This is a genomic window from Paenibacillus sp. HJGM_3 (genome assembly GCF_045062745.1).
Classification (GTDB): domain Bacteria; phylum Bacillota; class Bacilli; order Paenibacillales; family NBRC-103111; genus Paenibacillus_AA.
Window position 1 is genome coordinate 278,286 of the sequence record NZ_JBJGED010000006.1, and the last position, 18,642, is coordinate 296,927.

12 protein-coding genes are annotated in these 18,642 nt (G+C 40.0%); 1 reads left to right on the forward strand and 11 read right to left on the reverse strand.

The features are described 5' to 3' along the window. Positions 1–511 precede the first annotated feature (511 nt). Entirely contained in the window at positions 512–910 is a 399-nt protein-coding gene (mutT, locus tag ACI5FR_RS09670; protein ID WP_405453649.1) for an 8-oxo-dGTP diphosphatase MutT, read from the forward strand. Here the strand turns inward: mutT and ACI5FR_RS09675 are convergent. The 11 genes from ACI5FR_RS09675 to ACI5FR_RS09725 all read right to left on the reverse strand — a co-directional run bounded on the left by ACI5FR_RS09675 (position 900) and on the right by ACI5FR_RS09725 (position 18,622). Then, positions 900–4,094, reverse strand: a complete 3,195-nt coding sequence (locus tag ACI5FR_RS09675) for a DUF3427 domain-containing protein (RefSeq protein ID WP_405453652.1) — start codon at positions 4,092–4,094, stop codon at positions 900–902. The two genes, mutT and ACI5FR_RS09675, sit on opposite strands and share 11 nt — an antisense overlap. Positions 4,095–4,546: 452 nt before the next feature. Continuing rightward, on the reverse strand, positions 4,547–5,803 hold the full coding sequence (locus ACI5FR_RS09680) for a Wadjet anti-phage system protein JetD domain-containing protein (RefSeq protein WP_405453655.1): 1,257 nt from the start codon (positions 5,801–5,803) through the stop codon (positions 4,547–4,549). Continuing rightward, entirely contained in the window at positions 5,796–9,194 is a 3,399-nt protein-coding gene (locus tag ACI5FR_RS09685) for an ATP-binding protein (protein WP_405453658.1), read from the reverse strand. The genes ACI5FR_RS09680 and ACI5FR_RS09685 overlap by 8 nt, the downstream gene beginning before the upstream one ends. Continuing rightward, a complete protein-coding gene (locus ACI5FR_RS09690; protein WP_405453661.1) occupies positions 9,191–9,838 on the reverse strand; it encodes a DUF4194 domain-containing protein in 648 nt (215 codons plus the stop codon). Before ACI5FR_RS09690 ends, ACI5FR_RS09685 begins: the two co-directional genes overlap by 4 nt. Further along, positions 9,819–11,234: a Wadjet anti-phage system protein JetA family protein gene (locus ACI5FR_RS09695; protein ID WP_405453663.1), complete on the reverse strand. Its 1,416-nt coding sequence runs from the start codon at positions 11,232–11,234 to the stop codon at positions 9,819–9,821. Before ACI5FR_RS09695 ends, ACI5FR_RS09690 begins: the two co-directional genes overlap by 20 nt. A gap of 371 nt (positions 11,235–11,605) precedes the next feature. Continuing rightward, the gene (locus ACI5FR_RS09700) at positions 11,606–12,094 is read right to left on the reverse strand and encodes a hypothetical protein (protein WP_405453666.1); all 489 of its coding nucleotides are present in this window, start codon (positions 12,092–12,094) and stop codon (positions 11,606–11,608) included. Between the two features lie 836 nt (positions 12,095–12,930). Further along, a complete protein-coding gene (locus ACI5FR_RS09705) occupies positions 12,931–13,650 on the reverse strand; it encodes a uracil-DNA glycosylase (RefSeq protein ID WP_405453669.1) in 720 nt (239 codons plus the stop codon). Between the two features lie 65 nt (positions 13,651–13,715). Beyond that, a complete protein-coding gene (locus ACI5FR_RS09710) occupies positions 13,716–14,372 on the reverse strand; it encodes a hypothetical protein (RefSeq protein WP_405453671.1) in 657 nt (218 codons plus the stop codon). Positions 14,373–14,469: 97 nt separating this feature from the next. Next, positions 14,470–15,387, reverse strand: a complete 918-nt coding sequence (locus ACI5FR_RS09715) for a hypothetical protein (RefSeq protein WP_405453673.1) — start codon at positions 15,385–15,387, stop codon at positions 14,470–14,472. A gap of 211 nt (positions 15,388–15,598) precedes the next feature. Next, complete coding sequence (locus ACI5FR_RS09720) at positions 15,599–15,979, reverse strand: ImmA/IrrE family metallo-endopeptidase (RefSeq protein ID WP_405453676.1); 381 nt, start codon at positions 15,977–15,979, stop codon at positions 15,599–15,601. Positions 15,980–15,982: 3 nt separating this feature from the next. Further along, positions 15,983–18,622 (reverse strand): N-6 DNA methylase, encoded by a 2,640-nt coding sequence (locus ACI5FR_RS09725; protein ID WP_405453679.1) that lies wholly within the window; start codon positions 18,620–18,622, stop codon positions 15,983–15,985. Between the last annotated feature and the right edge of the window lie 20 nt (positions 18,623–18,642).

Below are 18,642 nucleotides of genomic sequence, written 5' to 3' on the forward strand. Positions count from 1 at the left end.
TCTGAAAATATTTTAGAAGAAAGAATTTTTTCATTATTGTCTTCGTTATAATTCACAATTCCCTGGTACAATACCTTTGATATGACAATATATTTTGAAGTACAAATTTGTAATTCTCCACAAAAATTTCATCTATCTTTTAGCTTATCTACGCCTCCTATTTTTAAAGTAGCTTATTACTAAATTCACCTCTAAAGGCTATACTTCGCCCGTTGATGTGAAGAAGGAGTTATTTAACGGAAGCGAGTTTCATCAATTAGGATTGATTGAATGCTATCGAATTCTTCTTTACTTAGATGAGCGTCACTCCCGAATAGTCGAAGTTTCTTATGGTCTGAAGCATAATCGAGGTAACGTTCCTAGCCTGAATGAAGAGAATTAACTATCGATCAACTTACCCATCTTAGCTTCATATACGATCATCGACTTCGCTCCGCTCTGTGGTAACTTGAACTCCTATATGTGTGCTGCTATTCTAAATAAAAACAAGAAATTAAGCGAGGACCCTAACATGAAAAAAATTAATGTTGTAGGCGCAGTAATCTTTAACGACAATAGCGAAGTTCTTTGTGCGCTCCGCTCCCAATCGATGTCACTCCCAGGTATGTGGGAATTTCCCGGAGGTAAGATCGAAACTGGTGAGACGCCACAGCAAAGCCTTATTCGCGAAATCCAAGAGGAATTAGATTGCACGATCGAAGTGAGCGAACTTATCGCTGACGCTACACACGAGTATCCAACTGTCATCGTTAGACTGATTACTTATAGATCCGCAATCATACAAGGCACTCCCGTTCCTAAAGAACATGAGAAGCTAATATGGTTACCTCTCACGGAACTGGATTCGCTGAATTGGGCTCCAGCCGACATCCCCACTATTCATGAGCTCAAGAAGTACATTAGCGCATAAAATCCAGATATAACGCCTCCGGGATAGGCTGCTGAAGTTTCCATGTGATATTCATCGGTTTATCCCCATGACTACTTACATAATCTATTTCACCCAAATAAGTAAATGGCAGCACCGCCCCGTGCATCTTCTCAAACTTCCTAACAAACAAATGGATATGAATGTCTCGCGTTTGGTGATGGATATAATTTTGCCCAACAGTCGAATCGTGTGAAGTAGCATTCTGGCTCTGCCAATGAAAATGCTGCTGATCCACGAAGTAATCGTGATACATCAGGTGTTCGGCCACTCGCTCCCCTTTGTTCAAATTAATGAACAGTAGATAGTGATTACCAACCCGACTTACTCCCTCACGCCAAGATCCTTCCTTCGCTTCAGACTCAAACAAATAAATTAGATCATTCCGAGTGTAGTTCTGATATAGAATCACATTTTTCTCGCTATGGAAGAAAGTACTTGGACGGTAAACCCGCCTAAACTCTCCCAATCCATATTCAATTCTTTCAATGACATATTTCTTTACTAATGGATCCGCGGCGAGCATCTCCCTAATAGCTGGAGCAAGCCAGAACTTACCATGATCGGCCATTCCAAATGACCAATTCTGCCTTGACTGCACATCAGCAAGCTTCGTCATTGCCCTGTAAATTTTATTAGCTTGTTGCTCTATACTTATGTGGATAGCGAATCTAAACTCTAAATCAGCTACTACATCTTCAAAACTAACCAAGCCCTTCTCTATTGCAAGTCCTAATACAGACAACTCATACGGCCACTTAATTGGAAGCATAGTCTCTAACCGCTGTATTACTTGTAGGAGGAGCTCGTCCTTTAGAATGCGATTATCGAAATCATTGAGATCCTTCATTTTTTTCTTAGTCTCCACCCACGAGCCATACTTCGTTACGAAGAAATGTAAGCTTGGAGCACCGTCAACATATAAAAAGTCCTCAACTTCCGGAGAACGCCCTAGTTCTTTGCGGAACTGATTATAAAGATCCATCAGCATGAGATCACGATCCATGCGAATCGTCTCTATTTTAGCTAGAATTTGCTTTCGTGATATCTCCTCTAAATCTACAAAACAGCCGTCTGGTAAATCAGCGAACTCCGTTTCAATTGCAACACGGAGTGAGTCTCGGTCAAAAGCTTTATGATTATGCTGACCTGACAGTGCTAACGGTACGATAAACGATTTTTGATAGTTGCCGATAAAATCGAGAATCGTAACATACTCTTTACCCTGCACCCTTCTTAAGCCACGGCCAAGCTGCTGAATGAAAATCGTTGCGGATTCAGTCGGCCTTAAGAACAAGACTACATTGACCTTTGGTATATCAACACCCTCATTGAAAATGTTAACGGTGAAAATGATTTGAAGAGGATCCGCATCTTCCTCTAATCTTCGAATCAACTGTTGCCGAAGTTCTGGAGAATCATTTCCGGTAAGATATCCGGCACTGAAACCCCGTTGGTTGAATTCGTCAGACATATATTTGGCGTGCTCAATGGAAGCACAAAAGCCAAGTGCCTTCATATAGTGTCCATCGTGACCATATTTACGAATCATTTGGATCACGTAATCCACACGTTCGTGAGTGTTGAGCACTCTGACTAGCTCAGTTTCAATAAACAGCCCATTGCTCTGAGTCCCGATATCTTCGTAATTAACCGTTGGATCCCCGAGTCCAAAATAACGAAACGGAGTAAGTAGTCCTTCCTCCAACGCGTCCCTTAAGCGGATCTCGTACACAACATTATGATCACAGAGGGCAAGCACGTCCCTGCCGTCCATCCTTTCCGGAGTGGCAGTGAGCCCAAGCAGAAATTTGGGTTTAAAATAATCCAGTACCTTCTTGTATGTAGAAGCCTCAGCATGGTGAAACTCATCGACAATAATGTACTCAAAGTGGTCTGATTGATATATGCTTAAAACTTCATCTCGTGATAAGGTCTGAACAGTACTAAAAAGAAACGGTTTATGTCCTTCCTTACTTGTGCCCGTTAACTTGCCATAAAGGTCTACATGACCAAATACCTGTTGGAAAGTCTTCATCGAGCTCTCAAGAATCTCGTCACGGTGTGCAAGAAAGAGCATCGTTTTAGCTCCAAAATCCTTCACATCAAAAGCCGACAAATATGTCTTTCCTGTACCAGTCGCGGCTATTACTACGGCCTTGTAGTGCTTGTTTTGTCTTGTTTCTTGTAGAGCCTGAAGTGCGCCACGCTGCATTTTGTTCGGTATGATTTGCTCTTGTGATTCTTGGGGGGATGCTACATTTTCTGTGAAATCTACATGCTGCGCCGCGACATACGGATTTACAAGCATGACTTTCTTATTGTTATACTCTTTCTCATATGCATCAATAAGCGTGGTCGTCAGTGGTATCGCATGAGGGTCCTTCCAATACTTCGCGAAAGCTTTATGGGCACTCTCAAAGATAGAATGAAACGTAGTTCCCGGTAATTTCACATTCCATTCATGACCTGTATGTAGCGCGGAATACGTCAGATTGGACGAGCCAATTATCGCCGTATGCAAATTCGAAGTTCTTTCAAACAAGTAAGCCTTTGTGTGAAAGGAAACCTTGCCCGAGTCAAAAACCTTAGTTTCTATATGCGGCAGCTCAAGAAGACGTCGCAGCGCCTTAGGCTCAGTAATTTTCAAATATGTAGAGGTTAGAATCATTATCTTACGATTTGGATTGTTTACTCTAAAATCGTCAATGACTCTTAGCAGGAGTTGCAAGCCTGACCAACGAACAAAGCTCACCATGAAATACGCATGGTCTGCCGTTAGCAATTCATATTTTAGCGCCTTAAATAGATGGATGTTGTCAGCACTAGAGTTCGTAATTAACAAGGGATTGGATAAAAAGAACTCTGGATACAAAGGAATCTCCATTTCATCATTTCGATAATGAATTGCCTTTAGCGGCAAATCCACTTCATGGTCACTGTTTATTGGAAGAAGCCTTTTGAGTTGATTCGTTAACATGAGGATTTCATGGAACTGGTTGTTCTCCTCGTAGTACTTGAACGTATCAGATAGATCTCGCAACACTTGCTGAATTAACGACGTCGTATGCTTAGCAGGGTGAAGATTAAATGTATGTTGATTAGCTGGATAAGACCTGTTCTTATGAAAAATCTCCTCAAAGATTCCATGTTCTTCCCGCTTCACTGTTGTTCCTCCGCTATCGTTGTGATACTTACATGTATCAATGCAGCTATATTTACAAAATTCGACACTTTATTTGTTATCCCTTCCAGTATTGGATCGACGTTCAAAACTAAAGTGAGCTGTTGTCCTAAAAGTGAAATCCGCCTTTAGGGAAAATGACTATTCCAAGTAGCTAAAAACATATCAAAAAGTGTTTCAACCAAATAAAAAAACAGACGCCTCGGCGTCTCCTTCCCTGGTTAATTTATCTTTAAAATAAAAACTTATAAAGAGTTGGTTAACATATGTGATTCTCGCCGAGAATAGCATAATCCCCCAAAAATGAACGTCCACGTCGGCAAAACCTTACATAATCACCATCGCCCGAGCAGTTCGTTAAGAATTATAGACCTATCCGCAGAGTGATAAAACACCCTAACCGTCGATGTCCAGTTTCGTAAAGTACCTAATCTTTATTCTGAAAATAGGTTTGTCAACATAGCCTCCTGCTCCAACTTAATACGTTTTTCAATCATAAAGTCGATGCAGGATTGGCAATCGTTAAGCTCTTTACGCAACTTCAAGCTGCCAAGCTTCTCAAGGTATTTGGGCGTCACTGATGCTGTCAATGAAGAGTACTTTGCCAACTCCGATTTATTCATACGGTAAGGAATGACATTATGCTTGATTTCCTGCCTCAATCTTGCTAACATCGAGAATCCACCGTAATCGATATCGCTCCAATGATACCAGTTGCAAGTGTTTGGTATGGTATTCGCAATGCTTTGTAAAAACTTCCGCTTTGCCGGGCTGAATTGCCCTCCGTGGAATATAACCAATTCATGTTCACTTTTTTGCTTATAGATATACTCTATGTAGTTTGCCCGATTTTCGATTGAAATCACACTTTTTATTTTGGGAGAAACTTTTAGGTGTCCTCTTTGAAAATCTGTTGTACTCACAGTACTCCCAAAAGTTAACGGTGAAAAATCTACGGCTTCATTACCAAATATGATGCTGACGTGCCCACAAAACTCCATCTGCTCGGGATACTTAGAAATTCCTACTTGTCTAAGAAGTCCATCTTCAGATTCATCTACGGAATCCAAGTATTTTGACAATATGCCGAGCAGCCGAGTTTTTACCGTCTTCTCAAATCTTTTTGAATCACCGAAACAGTGTATCGAAAAAACTCGCTCAAGTATTTCTAGCTCGCCCAATTGTTCAATAAAACATATTGCACGAATGAGATCTGTGCGTTCTTTTTTGTCGGCGGGTAATTTGTTTCCAATTGAGCGTCTGCTAGAAATAGCTTCATATGTTTCGGCTAGGAACTGCTTGGCCCAGTCACTTTGGACAATTTCCATGGCATCCAATAGTTCAAGGCACACGTCGTCTACTTCATCACCCTTTGGCTTTCTACCGATTAGGGTATATGCTGAGGATATATTTTCAATATTCAGCCAGACCTTTGCTATGATGTGGTTTTCTTCCCCACGCATCCACTGATAGGAAACGAGCTGCTCCTCATTCAAAGACAGTACCGCATTATTAATCATCGTACGTTTTTCAAATTGTTCAATATCATATTCGGGGAAATCCGTCTGCCCACCATCGTATAAATTAAACATGATTCGGCGAGAAGGGCGTTTTCTCTCAGAAAAATAACTACTGCGTTCGTATTTGTCTAGTAATGCTGTTATCAGCTGGTGCCTATACAGTTCACTCATACTCAAGGTCCTCTAGCTTTCTAGGATCAAAGCTGCGAACACATGCCCGCTTGCCTTCACGTAACACAAGTAGATTCCTGTCAACGAGAGTGGCAATATCTCCAATTTTATCGGGTGGCGCAGAAAGCACAACTTGAAAATTGAATTGACGCAATAGTTCAGCGCTACGCACTATACGCTCCCCGTCCATTTTAGAAAAGGCCTCATCAAACAGGATTATTCGAGATGTGTTTGCAATCTTATCCCTACCAACCCTATACAATTGAGCAAACGAAGCCAATACAGCTATATAAAATGGCGTCTGCGTTTCGCCGCCTGACTTTTTACCTAGCGTTTTTGAAAGACGCTGCGATTCGCCCTCACTGTTCATAACCTCCAAATCGAATGATAGATATGTACGGTAATCTGTGAAGGCTTGAACACGTTTTTCATAATCTTCGCGTTCCTGAGTTTTGGATCCAGTTCCTTCATTTGTTATGATGGCGAATAATTCTGCTATCTCGTCCTTGTATTTTGTATTAAACTGATCGGACAATAGATTGTATCCACCCTCTAGCAGCATTGGATCAATGATCATATCATAATACCGCTTATATTCAGGCTTGGGAATAATACGGAATCGATATGTATCCTCACCAAAAGAACTTCCACTTAAAGCGCTATTGAGTCCGTCAATTTGTCTTTTGGCATCATTAATGTTGTTTTGCAAGCGGCTTAAAAAATCCTCCTGAAACTGCTCAAAGGCTTTGTTTCGTGTGTCCTCGATACGTGACAGATACTCTGGAAGCTTATTATCGCTAAGCTCGAGCCACGCGTTGTCGAAGGTCTCGTTCTGCAAGGCATTAATATCGTAACCCATAAGATATTTATCGTTGTATTGTCGGCGCAAGTTTCGCAACTCGTCCCACATCGCAGTTCTGGCATTTGTTGAGCGGCTGAGCTCTCGCGGAAAGGCCCTTTCAATATCGACAGCGCTGCCTCTACTAAGTAGCTCACGTTCATATCTCGGTTTCCCTATATTTTCTAGCCATTCCGTTTCGAATTTTTCGAATAACTGCTTCTCCATGGCATAGAGTTCTTCGGACAATTTCAATATCGTCTCGTCTTGACATACTCGCAAGCGTTCTTTGAGGGTGCTGCATTGGTCTTTATATCCGTCAATTTGTTCACGCAACGTATTCAACATTTGATCTAAGCTCCGAATACGCTCCTGTAGGGCTTCAACAACGCTCTTATCAACGGACTTCAAATCGTGTTTCAAAAGGACAATATCCCGCTCAATCTCCGGAATCATCCCGACGTTTTTTGCGGCTGATACTATTTGTCCGACTTCTGATATACTTATGGACATTAGGCCGCTACCCAGTTGGAAGGCAGTCTTGATGGAAGAGCAGATGCCTATTTTATCGGTTAGTTCTGCTATCTCTCTTCTCACATCTTCCAAACGTTGCCGAATCGCGCCTTGACCTATGGCTGGTTTCTCCCATCTTTCCGGATTCATAGCTCTTACAACGAAATTCTGATATATCATGCCTTCGTCAGTAATTGATGTTCGATGCCGACGCAAGTCACCGACGCGGTCACATTTTTTCACACGGCCGAGAGTATAATCCAAAAATAGTCGCACATTGGCATCATTGGTGTCGAGTTCTTCTGCTAAGCTACCGGGGTTCACAGTAGGATTTATTTTCTTAATACTTTCAATATCTACAATTCCGGTACCATAGATACTACGCTTTCGTTTGATTTCGTCATACACATGTAGCGCAGTGTCGAAATGTACAGGAGGGACAATGAGATAAAATTTTTGCGTATGAAGGTACCCTTCGATGACATTACGCCAGCGATTATTCCTTATTTCCGCTGCTTCCGCCACGATTACGACTTTCACAGTTGTCCCCGTTTTAGCACGTAACCGCCCTGATACCGCTTCCTTGAGATCCAAGACATCCTGCGGGAAGCGATACACGCCACTCTCAAGGGATTGCAGCTCTGTCTGCAACATTTTGCGTTCATCAACAATCTTCTGCTGTTCTTCGGAAAACCGGGAAACGAGCCCACCGGACTCTATTCGCATTGCATCAGCAGTTTCAGCGATATGGATAAGCCCTTCCTCACCTACTGACAAAATAGCTCCAGCATCACAATTACCAATTGTGCCAAAATTGACGAAGAATTCTTGACCTCCAGCAACCAAATCATGAATACGAGTAGTCAATAGAGGGTTCAGAGAAGAAATATCGATTTCATCTATCTTTCGAATCATTCCACCCAAATTTATACGCCACGACGCCACGCTTTTTGCAAGCATTGCCGAGGTCTTGTCATATTCCTTCTTCAGTTCGTCTTTTCGTAGTTCCTTTTCTTCAATCTGTGCCTGAAGATGTTTCAGGGTTTGAGTCTGCTCATTGTTCAGATACTGGGCTTGTAATATATCACGTTTTTCCTGCATTTTTATTTGCCGTTCAAATTCCGCTTCCAATGTACCGTTCAGAGCGAAAACCTGCGCTGTATATTCTGCTGCCTTTTTCTTTTCAACTTCTAAGGCCATCGTTATGATACCAGCCCGAGCCCGGTCCACTAAATAAGAGTAGAGCATTTCATTTTGTTGGTGAGATACAAAACTCTGATGAGCAGTAACGATTTGATCAAGCAAGGCAATACGTTCCTTAAGTACATCAGCTTCTTGTTCCAATCTCTTATAGCTTCTAATATTCTCTTGCATACGGCTGACATCGACTGTTTGCTGCGTATCACATACGAAATCGGAAATAAACTGCTGGATGTCCACATCCGGATTAAACGAAACAGCCTTTTTCAACAATTGCCCGAAGCGATCACGCAATCCCCCAAGTTTTCCATACAGATCATTCCTGAAGTCCCGGTTTACATCAGTGGTATAGCTATGTCCTACGTATCTTTCTTTGATATAAGTCCTAAGAGCTGTAATATCCATCGGTTTTCGGTTAACAACGAGTGCATTGGACGGTATGGATCCATCAAATCGGAAAAATAGTTTTTGCATGTCGTTTTCCGAGTAGGTGTCAAAGCAACACCCGGCAGTAAAATATTTCTTCTTTTCCTCATCATAAAACTCTATGGCAATATAACTTGTAAAACGGCCGTCTCGCAGGTATTTGAAACCAGAGTTCTCATCGTCCCCCAATTCGCCACGCAAATACCCGCTCAAGGTTCGATTCCCCCGTCCGCTAGCAGCTTTGTTAAAGAAACTGCCACTCGTATCGGCCAATAGCAATAACTGAAGCGCATCCATAATTGTCGACTTTCCAGACGCGTTTTTGCCGGTCAGAAAATTTACTTTATCGAACTCGATCATTTCATGGACAAAGTAGTGCCAATGAATCAGCAGTAGTTTAGTCATCAGTTTCATTCCGCATCCTCCTGTCCCGTCTCCGTCTTGTCGACATCATCTTTGCGAAGTTCCTCTAACTCTGCCATCATATCATTGATTCCCTGATTAGAGACAATAGACAAAATGGATGGAAGAATGAGAATTTGGTTTCCTTCGCTGTTCCATGTAGAAGTTTCCATCTTTTGTATAATGTTATAATGAGCAAGTGTCCTCTGAGCATCGATACGTTCTTTTTGAGTCGTTTTCCCTTTTTCCAGAAGCCCAAGCATCTGCATCTTCTCTACGACTGCCTGAGTATCCGTTTTCACAGTGTGGAAACTGCTCGCTTGTTCACGTTCTTCCTCATATATGAGACGACATGTATATAGAAAGAGTGTAGTGAATCGATCGATTCTAAAGCGATTGTGGTCGTAAATGTTGACTAAGGACATAATGCCGTAATGGTCGTCTTTCTCAAGACGCCAACCTGTAACAACAAAATAATCCCGTAAGACTCCGAACAAACGTGACGCATTCTGGTAATCATAGCTAGGCAATGTCATTTGCTGCGATGGCTGAAATTCATATCGCACCATATAGGTGTGGGATAGCAGATAATTCGCAAGTCGTTTAAACTCGCCCTTTTCGTAACTAGTAAGTGCTTCATATTTCTCGCTCCACAAGATGCTTTGCCTCCTTTCTGCTGATTGTTAGATTCGGAATGGTGTATCCGTTTTTCTCATGGCGCCCTTCCTTCATTTGAACCTTATATGCCATACCACGTTCATTAGCGCGGATAATAGCTAGAATCAGTAAAATAAAATCGGTATCGTTGTCAACTGGGATCGTCTCACTACTGACTTCGTTGTTGCCCGAAGCAAATAGGCTATCTACATAGGCTCGTATTCTTGCCACAGGATACCCCATTTTAATTTGTTGCAACATGCCGGCCATTGCCGAATCGGAAAAAGTTTGATTATCCGATATTTCTAGAGGGTTTGCATTGACTCTCCGACTGCGAACATTTTTATGATAAAGGGATTTCCCATCTAAAAATTCTTGTCGATTAACTCGAACATTTCTATCAAGCATCTCGCCGATTTCACTTCGTACAGTATCAGTGGACTTCGCATACGCTTTCAACAACTCTACTAATTTACCCTTGATACTTTGGTCGGCAGTCATCAAGTACTGGATTTTGTCAATGGAGCTTTTAGTATAGGTGCTGTGTTTTCTATCGATTTCGTTTACGATACCGCCTATGGACTGATATACATCCAAAACATAATCAATCAAAGATATGATTTCCTTACCAGCTTCTTCGTGACTTTCATATCTTCGTATAGTCATAGCTCTTGAACGCATGCTATCCATAAGCTCCTCATCCGCAAGAACATCTGACAAAATTTCTTGAATAGGCGCCATATATCGATGAATGGAATCCATCGTTTTGATAGGATGATAGATACGGTCCGACATTCGTTTATATTCTTCGAAATGGTTTTTCAGGAGTCGATTCACGTCACTCTGCTCTTGGATCTGTCGTAAATAACTTCGAATACCATGATAGAGACTTTTTAACTCGTATGTAAGCCGTTCTGTGTTTGCTTTCGCGGATAAAACCGCCTCGTACATTTGCCCTCGGTGATCATTTTTCGCTTGTTTGAGACTTGAAAAAGTGGCAAAAACAAGAGAGTTATACTCGTGCAGCGTGTGATCGTTCAGTTCACTTAAGAGTTTCATTACTTGAATGGCATAATCCCGCGGCGTAATTATTTCGATGAATGAACCGTCCAGAAACTCTTTATCAACCCAGCCCGTTTTTACCAATCGATTCAAGATCAAACGCGCCTTAACATTTGGTGTTAAAGTGCCCTCTGTGGCATCGTCGTCTGCTTCGGGTGTAAAGGCCTTATCTTCAATCTGTGCGATCAAAGAAGGAATATAATCATCCACGCGTATATTAAGCTCGTACTTAAACATCTGATGCAAAAGCATGATAGCATCAAGATATATCTCTTTGTTTCCCGATGAAAGTACGGAGAAAAAACTTCCAGGAATGGTGTCAAATAAGCTCATGTTACACCTGCTCTCGTTATTTCCATATTATTCTTAGTATAAACGACAACCCCATTACCATCTATATCCAATAAATTTTCTATCGACATATTTCAATCATATTTGCAATTCCAAAACTACTCAATTTGATATGAAAAAGACCACCGAAGTGGTCCTAATGTATCGAATGATTATTAGCTCTTGTCATTCTTGAAACATTATAGCTCCTTTTAAATTCTTCCCGATTGACTGATTGAACGTCACCTCAATCCGATCCGACACATAACGATTATTTCTTTGCCCATACTCCAATTCGTATAACAAGTGCCCAGGTTCAAACTACGCCTGAACTGCGACTGGATAGGTAAATGTGGCTCTTCTAATTATTTTCTTCAGGAGTGACACGAAGCACTCCACATGTGTGGGCTGTGTAAAATGGACAGCGGATCCTCGCTCTGTTTCTCTCCGGCCGATTCCGCCATCTCACGAAAAGGACGCAGCAGCTGCTGGATCAGACTGCCGAGTACATCGCGGCCGTTTATCGAACCGTAAGTTAGAGAAGCGGCGGCTTCCGACACGAAATAGTCTTCTTCACGGTCACTGGCCGTTGCCACCTCCTCATTTAGCTCCGCCTCCAGATGGATGGCTTTGGAGGAGCGACGGGCAGGCAGCTTTTGCTCCAAATCGTCCTCCGTAAGCGCCAGCCTGGACAGAAGATCCTGAAGTAACCCAAGCACGTTGGGATAGTCCTGCAAGTATGGATCGTCTGTCAAACCGCCATATACGCTTCCGGAAATTATCGTCCGGCTCTCGTACAGCTCTTGACGGTGATGGGTCCATGCCGGTACGGTAATGACCGTTCCGTCCGTGAAGTGTAACACATAGTTCGAATACGGGCCGAAGCGACTTCGCGAACCCGCTGAAACGCACTATATAATGATTGGCTCCCGGTTGAACCTCGCCTTGCATCGAGTCCAGCAGCACTTCCGCTATTTTCCCTGAGGCTATGAGTACAAAGTGAAGCTCTTCTCCGACCAACTGCGAATCCGTAACGTATGCGGAAGTTCGTGCTTCATCGTCCTCCTCATCCTCTTCGAATACAGTAAGATCCGACAAATCGAGCGACGTCCCGGTCAGCTCTTCCTCGAAAAAAGCTTCGAACCTCCTCGCCGGCCCCGTTTCTATGACAATGGCCTCGGCGTTCCCTCCGTCATTCACAGGCAGAAGCCAGGCTTGGCGGCTAAAGTTGGCGCTGCCGTATATGATGGTTTCGCGCCCGTCTCCCCTCAGCCGGAACACCTTCCCATGGTGTCGCGGCTGACGGCCACCTATTTGTTTGATACTTTTTCTAAAAGTAAACTATTAGCACAATACAATATTCCTATATTCGACAATTCACGCCCATATCCTTCCAAAAGGCGACGTCACTTAACATCAATTATATATGAGTAAAATTATAGGAATGGGCTGTGGCTTTAGGCATGTACAATAAAACAAACAAGTGGCACCATGTGGTGCCACTTGTTTGTTTTATTGTATGCGGAGAACATAGCTATTAGTCTATCTGCCGCGACAAGGTAATGCCTAGAATCAAATATTTCTCATGGAACATGGTTCTTAGAACCACTGTTTTCATTCATCACCAATCTGTTCATTATCTTAAAGCATCTTAAATCACGATAAGTACTCCATGATACACAAATTAATAAATTATAAATCAATCCCGCAACTGCTCAATTGTTTCCCTCAATGCTTGTTTGAACTCGGGGGTACCACCCTTGGATGGATGTGGGACCGTATAACAAGATATATTATATTCATCCAATTTTGTTTTGGAGGGAATTCCTATAGCTATTAGCTTTGCTCTTGGATTCATTTGGAGTAATTTTTGAACAAATGAAATACCTGTAAGCAAATCGTCCGATACAATATCTAAGGAACGGTTACTTAAACCACCTTCATTCATTTTGTAAGGATGAAAGGGGAATATATTCCACAGAATTACTTGATTCGGGTGAAGACCCAATGCAAAAATTGTATTCCAAACCGTTGTCGCAGTTGGCTCAGCAAAACCGAATCGTTTTCTGACCCTCGCACCAAGCTCTAAATCAGGATTGCTAGAGCGAAGATATTCAAAATCAGTATCCAAAGAAAAAACTGCACTTGGGGGTATGGATCTATATTTACCAGCAAGTATCCTTTCCGATGTCATGGCAATTCCAGAAAAACGACCTCCCTGATACCCGAGAGCCTCGGCTACAAAGATATAGTCAGCATTTGGAACCCGTTGTTCTAAGTATTTTTTTAAATTATTTTTCCTTCTACTAGAAGCGTCGGGTAAATCATAGAGAGGATCGTGAAGAGAGCCCCAGGGATTAAAGACATCATTTGCCGACCTATAAGCAGCAAGATCATTGATAAACAACTCGACACTCATTATCTACTCACCTCGGTTTCGTTCAGACTTTGTTTATAGAGTGACTTTATTATTTAGCAATTTACTTACTGTCTTTCGAGTCTCTTCCATTCCCTTATATTTTTGGGATGGTTGATATCACTCGGTGAAATACGTTTATAATCATTTAAGGATTTCGGATTCATTAAAATAAAGTAATTAAATCTCTTGATATTCTGATCCGCTCTTCTTCGAATTCTCAATTCTCTACTGTAAGTTAGCAGTTTATCGCGGGAGTTCTGTCTATTAAGTGAAACTAGAAAGTACCCAATCTCACCGTTTACTGTTAAATTAACATGATCCTTATCAGTTTTCGGCATATATCTGTATGATTTAGCGTTTATAAAATCGGATAGCCAGTTATTTGCTTCTATAAACCAATTATTCGTATAGCGGCCAATATCATTTTTCAAATCAAATATACACATTATTTCTAACGTTGAATTTTTATAAACTAAAATATCTGGTTTTTTGAAACTTTTCCAATCATCACGATTCATTTGAATTTGATATCCGACAAGTACTGTGTAATCACTCCCGAAAATTTCTCCGATCATAATACCAAACAAGTTCTCAAATTCTGCACTGGTATCTTTACTTTCACCCCTAATAACCTTATGAGAAAGTTTCTTACACTCATGTCGACTTGTATACACTTCCAACATTTTTCCAACTAGTGATTGAATGTGATTCTTTATGTTCATTGAAACACGACCCTTCATGAATATAAAGAAGCCGCTTTTTTCAAAGCGGAGGACTTGAATTCAAATTTTAATTTGAAAGCAATGTAGATTACCTAAATTATACTCGCTCAACAAATTCATTTATAGTTGAAAGATTAAGAGGGCATTCTAAACTTTTCAAATAGTTCAATTCGTCCTCTGTCTGAACCTGAATTTTTTCGTACTGCTCTTTACTAAGTGTTTCAAGAAATAAATATAACTTATTAGTATAGTCATTTCTATCAAGTGGTTCACTATAATAAATAACATGATTCTCGTAAAATGTTTGTAAAACTAACATAGCAAAAAAATACGCTATTTTATAATCCCCTAATTCGTCATTAACTATGATTTCAGGCATAGGTGCTTCAAGAATATATTCAATATCTTTTAATGAATACTTACCCGAAAATATTTTATTCTTGATGTATTCTCCAGACAAAGATGTCTGAAAAATCTCGCTTTGTATATAGTTTTCAAAATCCGAAAAAAAGATCTTAATAATGTTCCGTTTATTAGCACTTGAAATCTTTTCAGAGTATTCTAAAACATCACACAAGTAACGTTCTATACTATCCTTTCTAAATTGTATAAACCCACTTGCATGAGCACACTGATCTCTCTTCTTTACAAACTCTTTTACAGCATCTTTCTTATTCCTATGAAAATTTAATATACTCAAAAAATCGTCTATTGCGGTCAGTTCGGGAATTATCGAAGCATCGAATACATTTATAACTCCTCCATATTTAGCATTGTTTCGACACAGATCACTTACAGTTTCAAAACTGAAAGTTTTCAATGACCAAAATTCTTTATAAAGGAAAGACATAAAAAGCATATGAAAAGCCAATAAGGCGAATTGATATTTTTCATTCGTACAGTTTTCTAAATATGTATCTATTAAATATTGCCGGTATTCATTATTTTCTTCATCATTAAAATCAACAGGCAAATAATGATTCAATTTATGCACAAACTCATCCAACGCTTTCACTCCTTGCGCCTCTTGAAGATAACTAGAATGCTATAAGAGATATAATTTTTCGATATTAAAATTTTCTTGTAAGTCGATAGAATGCCATTTCTTTTGAAACATAATATTCCAACTGGCAAGTTTGAATCAATAAGCAAATTTTTTATGTTCTGAGGATGACTGTCAATATCCATTGTAGAATCCTGTTTCCCTTATTTTTCTCATGACTGAGTTAAATGTTCTTATCATCATATCTGATGGCATGAGAATTCAAGCCGGCTTCCGCTTCTTGCGGATCATTCTTATGATTCATATTTTTTAATGTACAACGGTATAGCTGACAAAAGTCGTTGAGCCGGTGCATCAAAAAATGATGGCCCAGCTCATGCGCAATTGTAAAATTAGTCCTTCCTTTACTCATAGTCTCATTAATGTAAATGAGTTTTTTCCCTTCTAGAACGGTATACATTCCGCATGAATTATCATCCACATGAACACGTACTAATTTGATTTGTTCTCTATCTAGAATTGCCGCTAAATGCTTAGCTGGACAACTTTTAATTTGATAATTAAATAATACTTGCTTGCCTGGAGCTTGATGGGACTTTTCCATTTATTACCCATTTAAATCAGTTTTCTGACGTGCTTGTACGACGTCAATAAATTGCTTCGAGGCGTTTCGCGCTGCAAACTTAAATTCATCAATTCCCTTTGCAAGTTCTTGTTTTGTATCATTTTCCGGTGATCCACACCAGATTTCATTTAACGAATCGCTAATTTTTTGTTCATTCATATCTATAAGACGTTTGTTTTTATCAATTATTGATAGTTCTTCGCTGATCTGATTAACAATTTGATGTTGAACACTGATCGGCGGAACAGGAACTAGGACATCTTTTAGTTCTTCTCTGTTAAATAAACCATTTATATTTTGCCTCATAAATTTCATGTATTTTCCTTCAACTCGATATTGGTTAAGTATCGCCCACAAGAACTCACTTAAGATAATTGGTTTTGGTCTTAAGCCCAGTAAAAACGAAGCGAAAATGTGCGGCTCACAACTTTCAAATCGAGCTGTTTTACCGACTAAATTTTTGCTCCCGTTTCTCCAGTTAAATAGCAAATCATCTTTCTGCAAAAAGTTAGCTGCTTTACTTGTAGCAACTCTTCTCACATTCTCATATCGTATATACCCATCTTCTGTTACATCTGCAATAGTTATAATAGGTATTCCATCTTCAGCTTCACATTCTCCAATAGATAAAGTTACACCACTAATGAACTCCACTACTTCTTCAACTCTTTTGAGATCCCAAGATGAATCAATTTTTACAAAAGGTTTATAATTCTCAATTATAAGGTTTGCTCCACTAATAATTTTCTCATATCTTGATATTTCTGTAATTATTTGTTGCTGAACAGTAATAGGAGGTAAAACAAAGTTCAATGATTTTAATATTGGGATATTTAATCCACTACGCTGGTTATCTCCTGTTAAACCTCTAATCTCTTGATATCTAGCCTTTAACTGATAATATAAAAACTCTGGTTGCAATTCAGCTATATCATTTGGGGTGATTGCAACTATTGATTGATTACAAGTAGCACCCTCCATTTTTAAAATAGCAACAGTGCCTCGTGTCTTACCTTGACCATTTAATGCAATTAACACGGAATTATACGGCAATATTTTGGCATTGGAATTTTCCAGCCCCATCTCTGTAATTCGACCTTCGCAATCTGAAATGAAACCTTTATGAATATCCCCCGAAACTAACCAAGGTATCGAGCCATCTTCATAATATTCCTTAACTTCGGACTTCGGTGTGCCTCCCGTCATAAATGAACAAACCTCACCTAGTTTTACAACAGGATAAGCCGCTTCAGTGGTAAGAGGACTTCCCTTGTACCTCTCGCCTACTAAAACATAGCTTTCTTCTGCAACTTTAATTTTTTTAGCAATAACAGCAAATTCCTTTTGCTCCTCCGTCAAAACAAACACTTCGTTTTGTATAATAGCTTCTTTATAGCTATTTATATATTCAACTGTCCTCTGCACTTGTGATCCTGCAATTTCTCTGCGCTGAGCCCCTAAATCATACCCATCGTTCTCTATTTTTACAAAAAAAACTTCATCTGTCATTTTAGATAAAGCCTTATCAAACAATAAAATACTAGTTTTCACGCCAGAATAGGGATTAAAAACACCTGCCGGTAAGGAAATCACCGCATAAAGATATTGATCGTCGATTAAAAATTTACGTAACTCTTTATAGGCACTTTGAGTTTGAAACACAATACCTTCCGGTACAATTATCCCTGCTCTACCATTAGGAGCAAGATGTTCAGCAATATAATCTACAAATAAAACTTCGCTCCTTTTTGCTTGAACACGGAACTTATTGTGAGGATTGATACCGCCCTTCGGTGTCATAAATGGTGGATTTGCCAAAATAACATCAAACTGATCATCCCAACGATCAAGACTGGTCAATGTGTCATACTCGTAGACTTTCGGATTTTGAAAATGATGCAAATACATATTTACACGAGAAAACCGAACCATATCTTGAGATATGTCGTAACCTTCAATGTTATTTGTTAGCTTAATTTTTTCGTCAGGCGTTAATGTTATATTGCCTCTTTCATCCTTATTATGTTCTAAAATATACTTGTAGGCTGAAATCAAAAATCCCGCTGTACCACATGCAGGATCCAAAATTCTGTCCCTTTTTTCCGGTTGCACGATATCAACAATCATATCTATGATGTGACGAGGTGTACGGAACTGTCCAGCATCTCCTTGTGAGCTCATAATACTAAGCATCATTTCAAAAGCTTCGCCTAGATCTTCACTGTTATCATAAGTAAAATCGTCGATTTCTTTTAAAAATAGATTTATTGTTTCGCTATCACGAAAAGGCATGTATGCATTACGAAAAACCTCTCTAAAAAAATCAGGGAGGTTTGGATTCATATACATTTTTTCAATGCCTTCTCGATATAAGTCTGAACGTTCCTGCCCACCAACTTGTGGACTCATCAGGTTTGTCCAGGCATATTTGGAATAATCGTCTTTTTCAATTTTAACAAAAAACTTGCGCTCACCGCCAAAAAATGCATCTTCCAGAAACTCTTTGTCCATATCGTCCATAAACTTAAAAACCATAGCAATGGTTATTTGTTCAACCTGGGATTTCGGATCTGGAATTTTACCCACCAAGATATCTCGTAGTGTATTTATTTTGCGTTTCATGTCAAAACTCAGCATTTTTT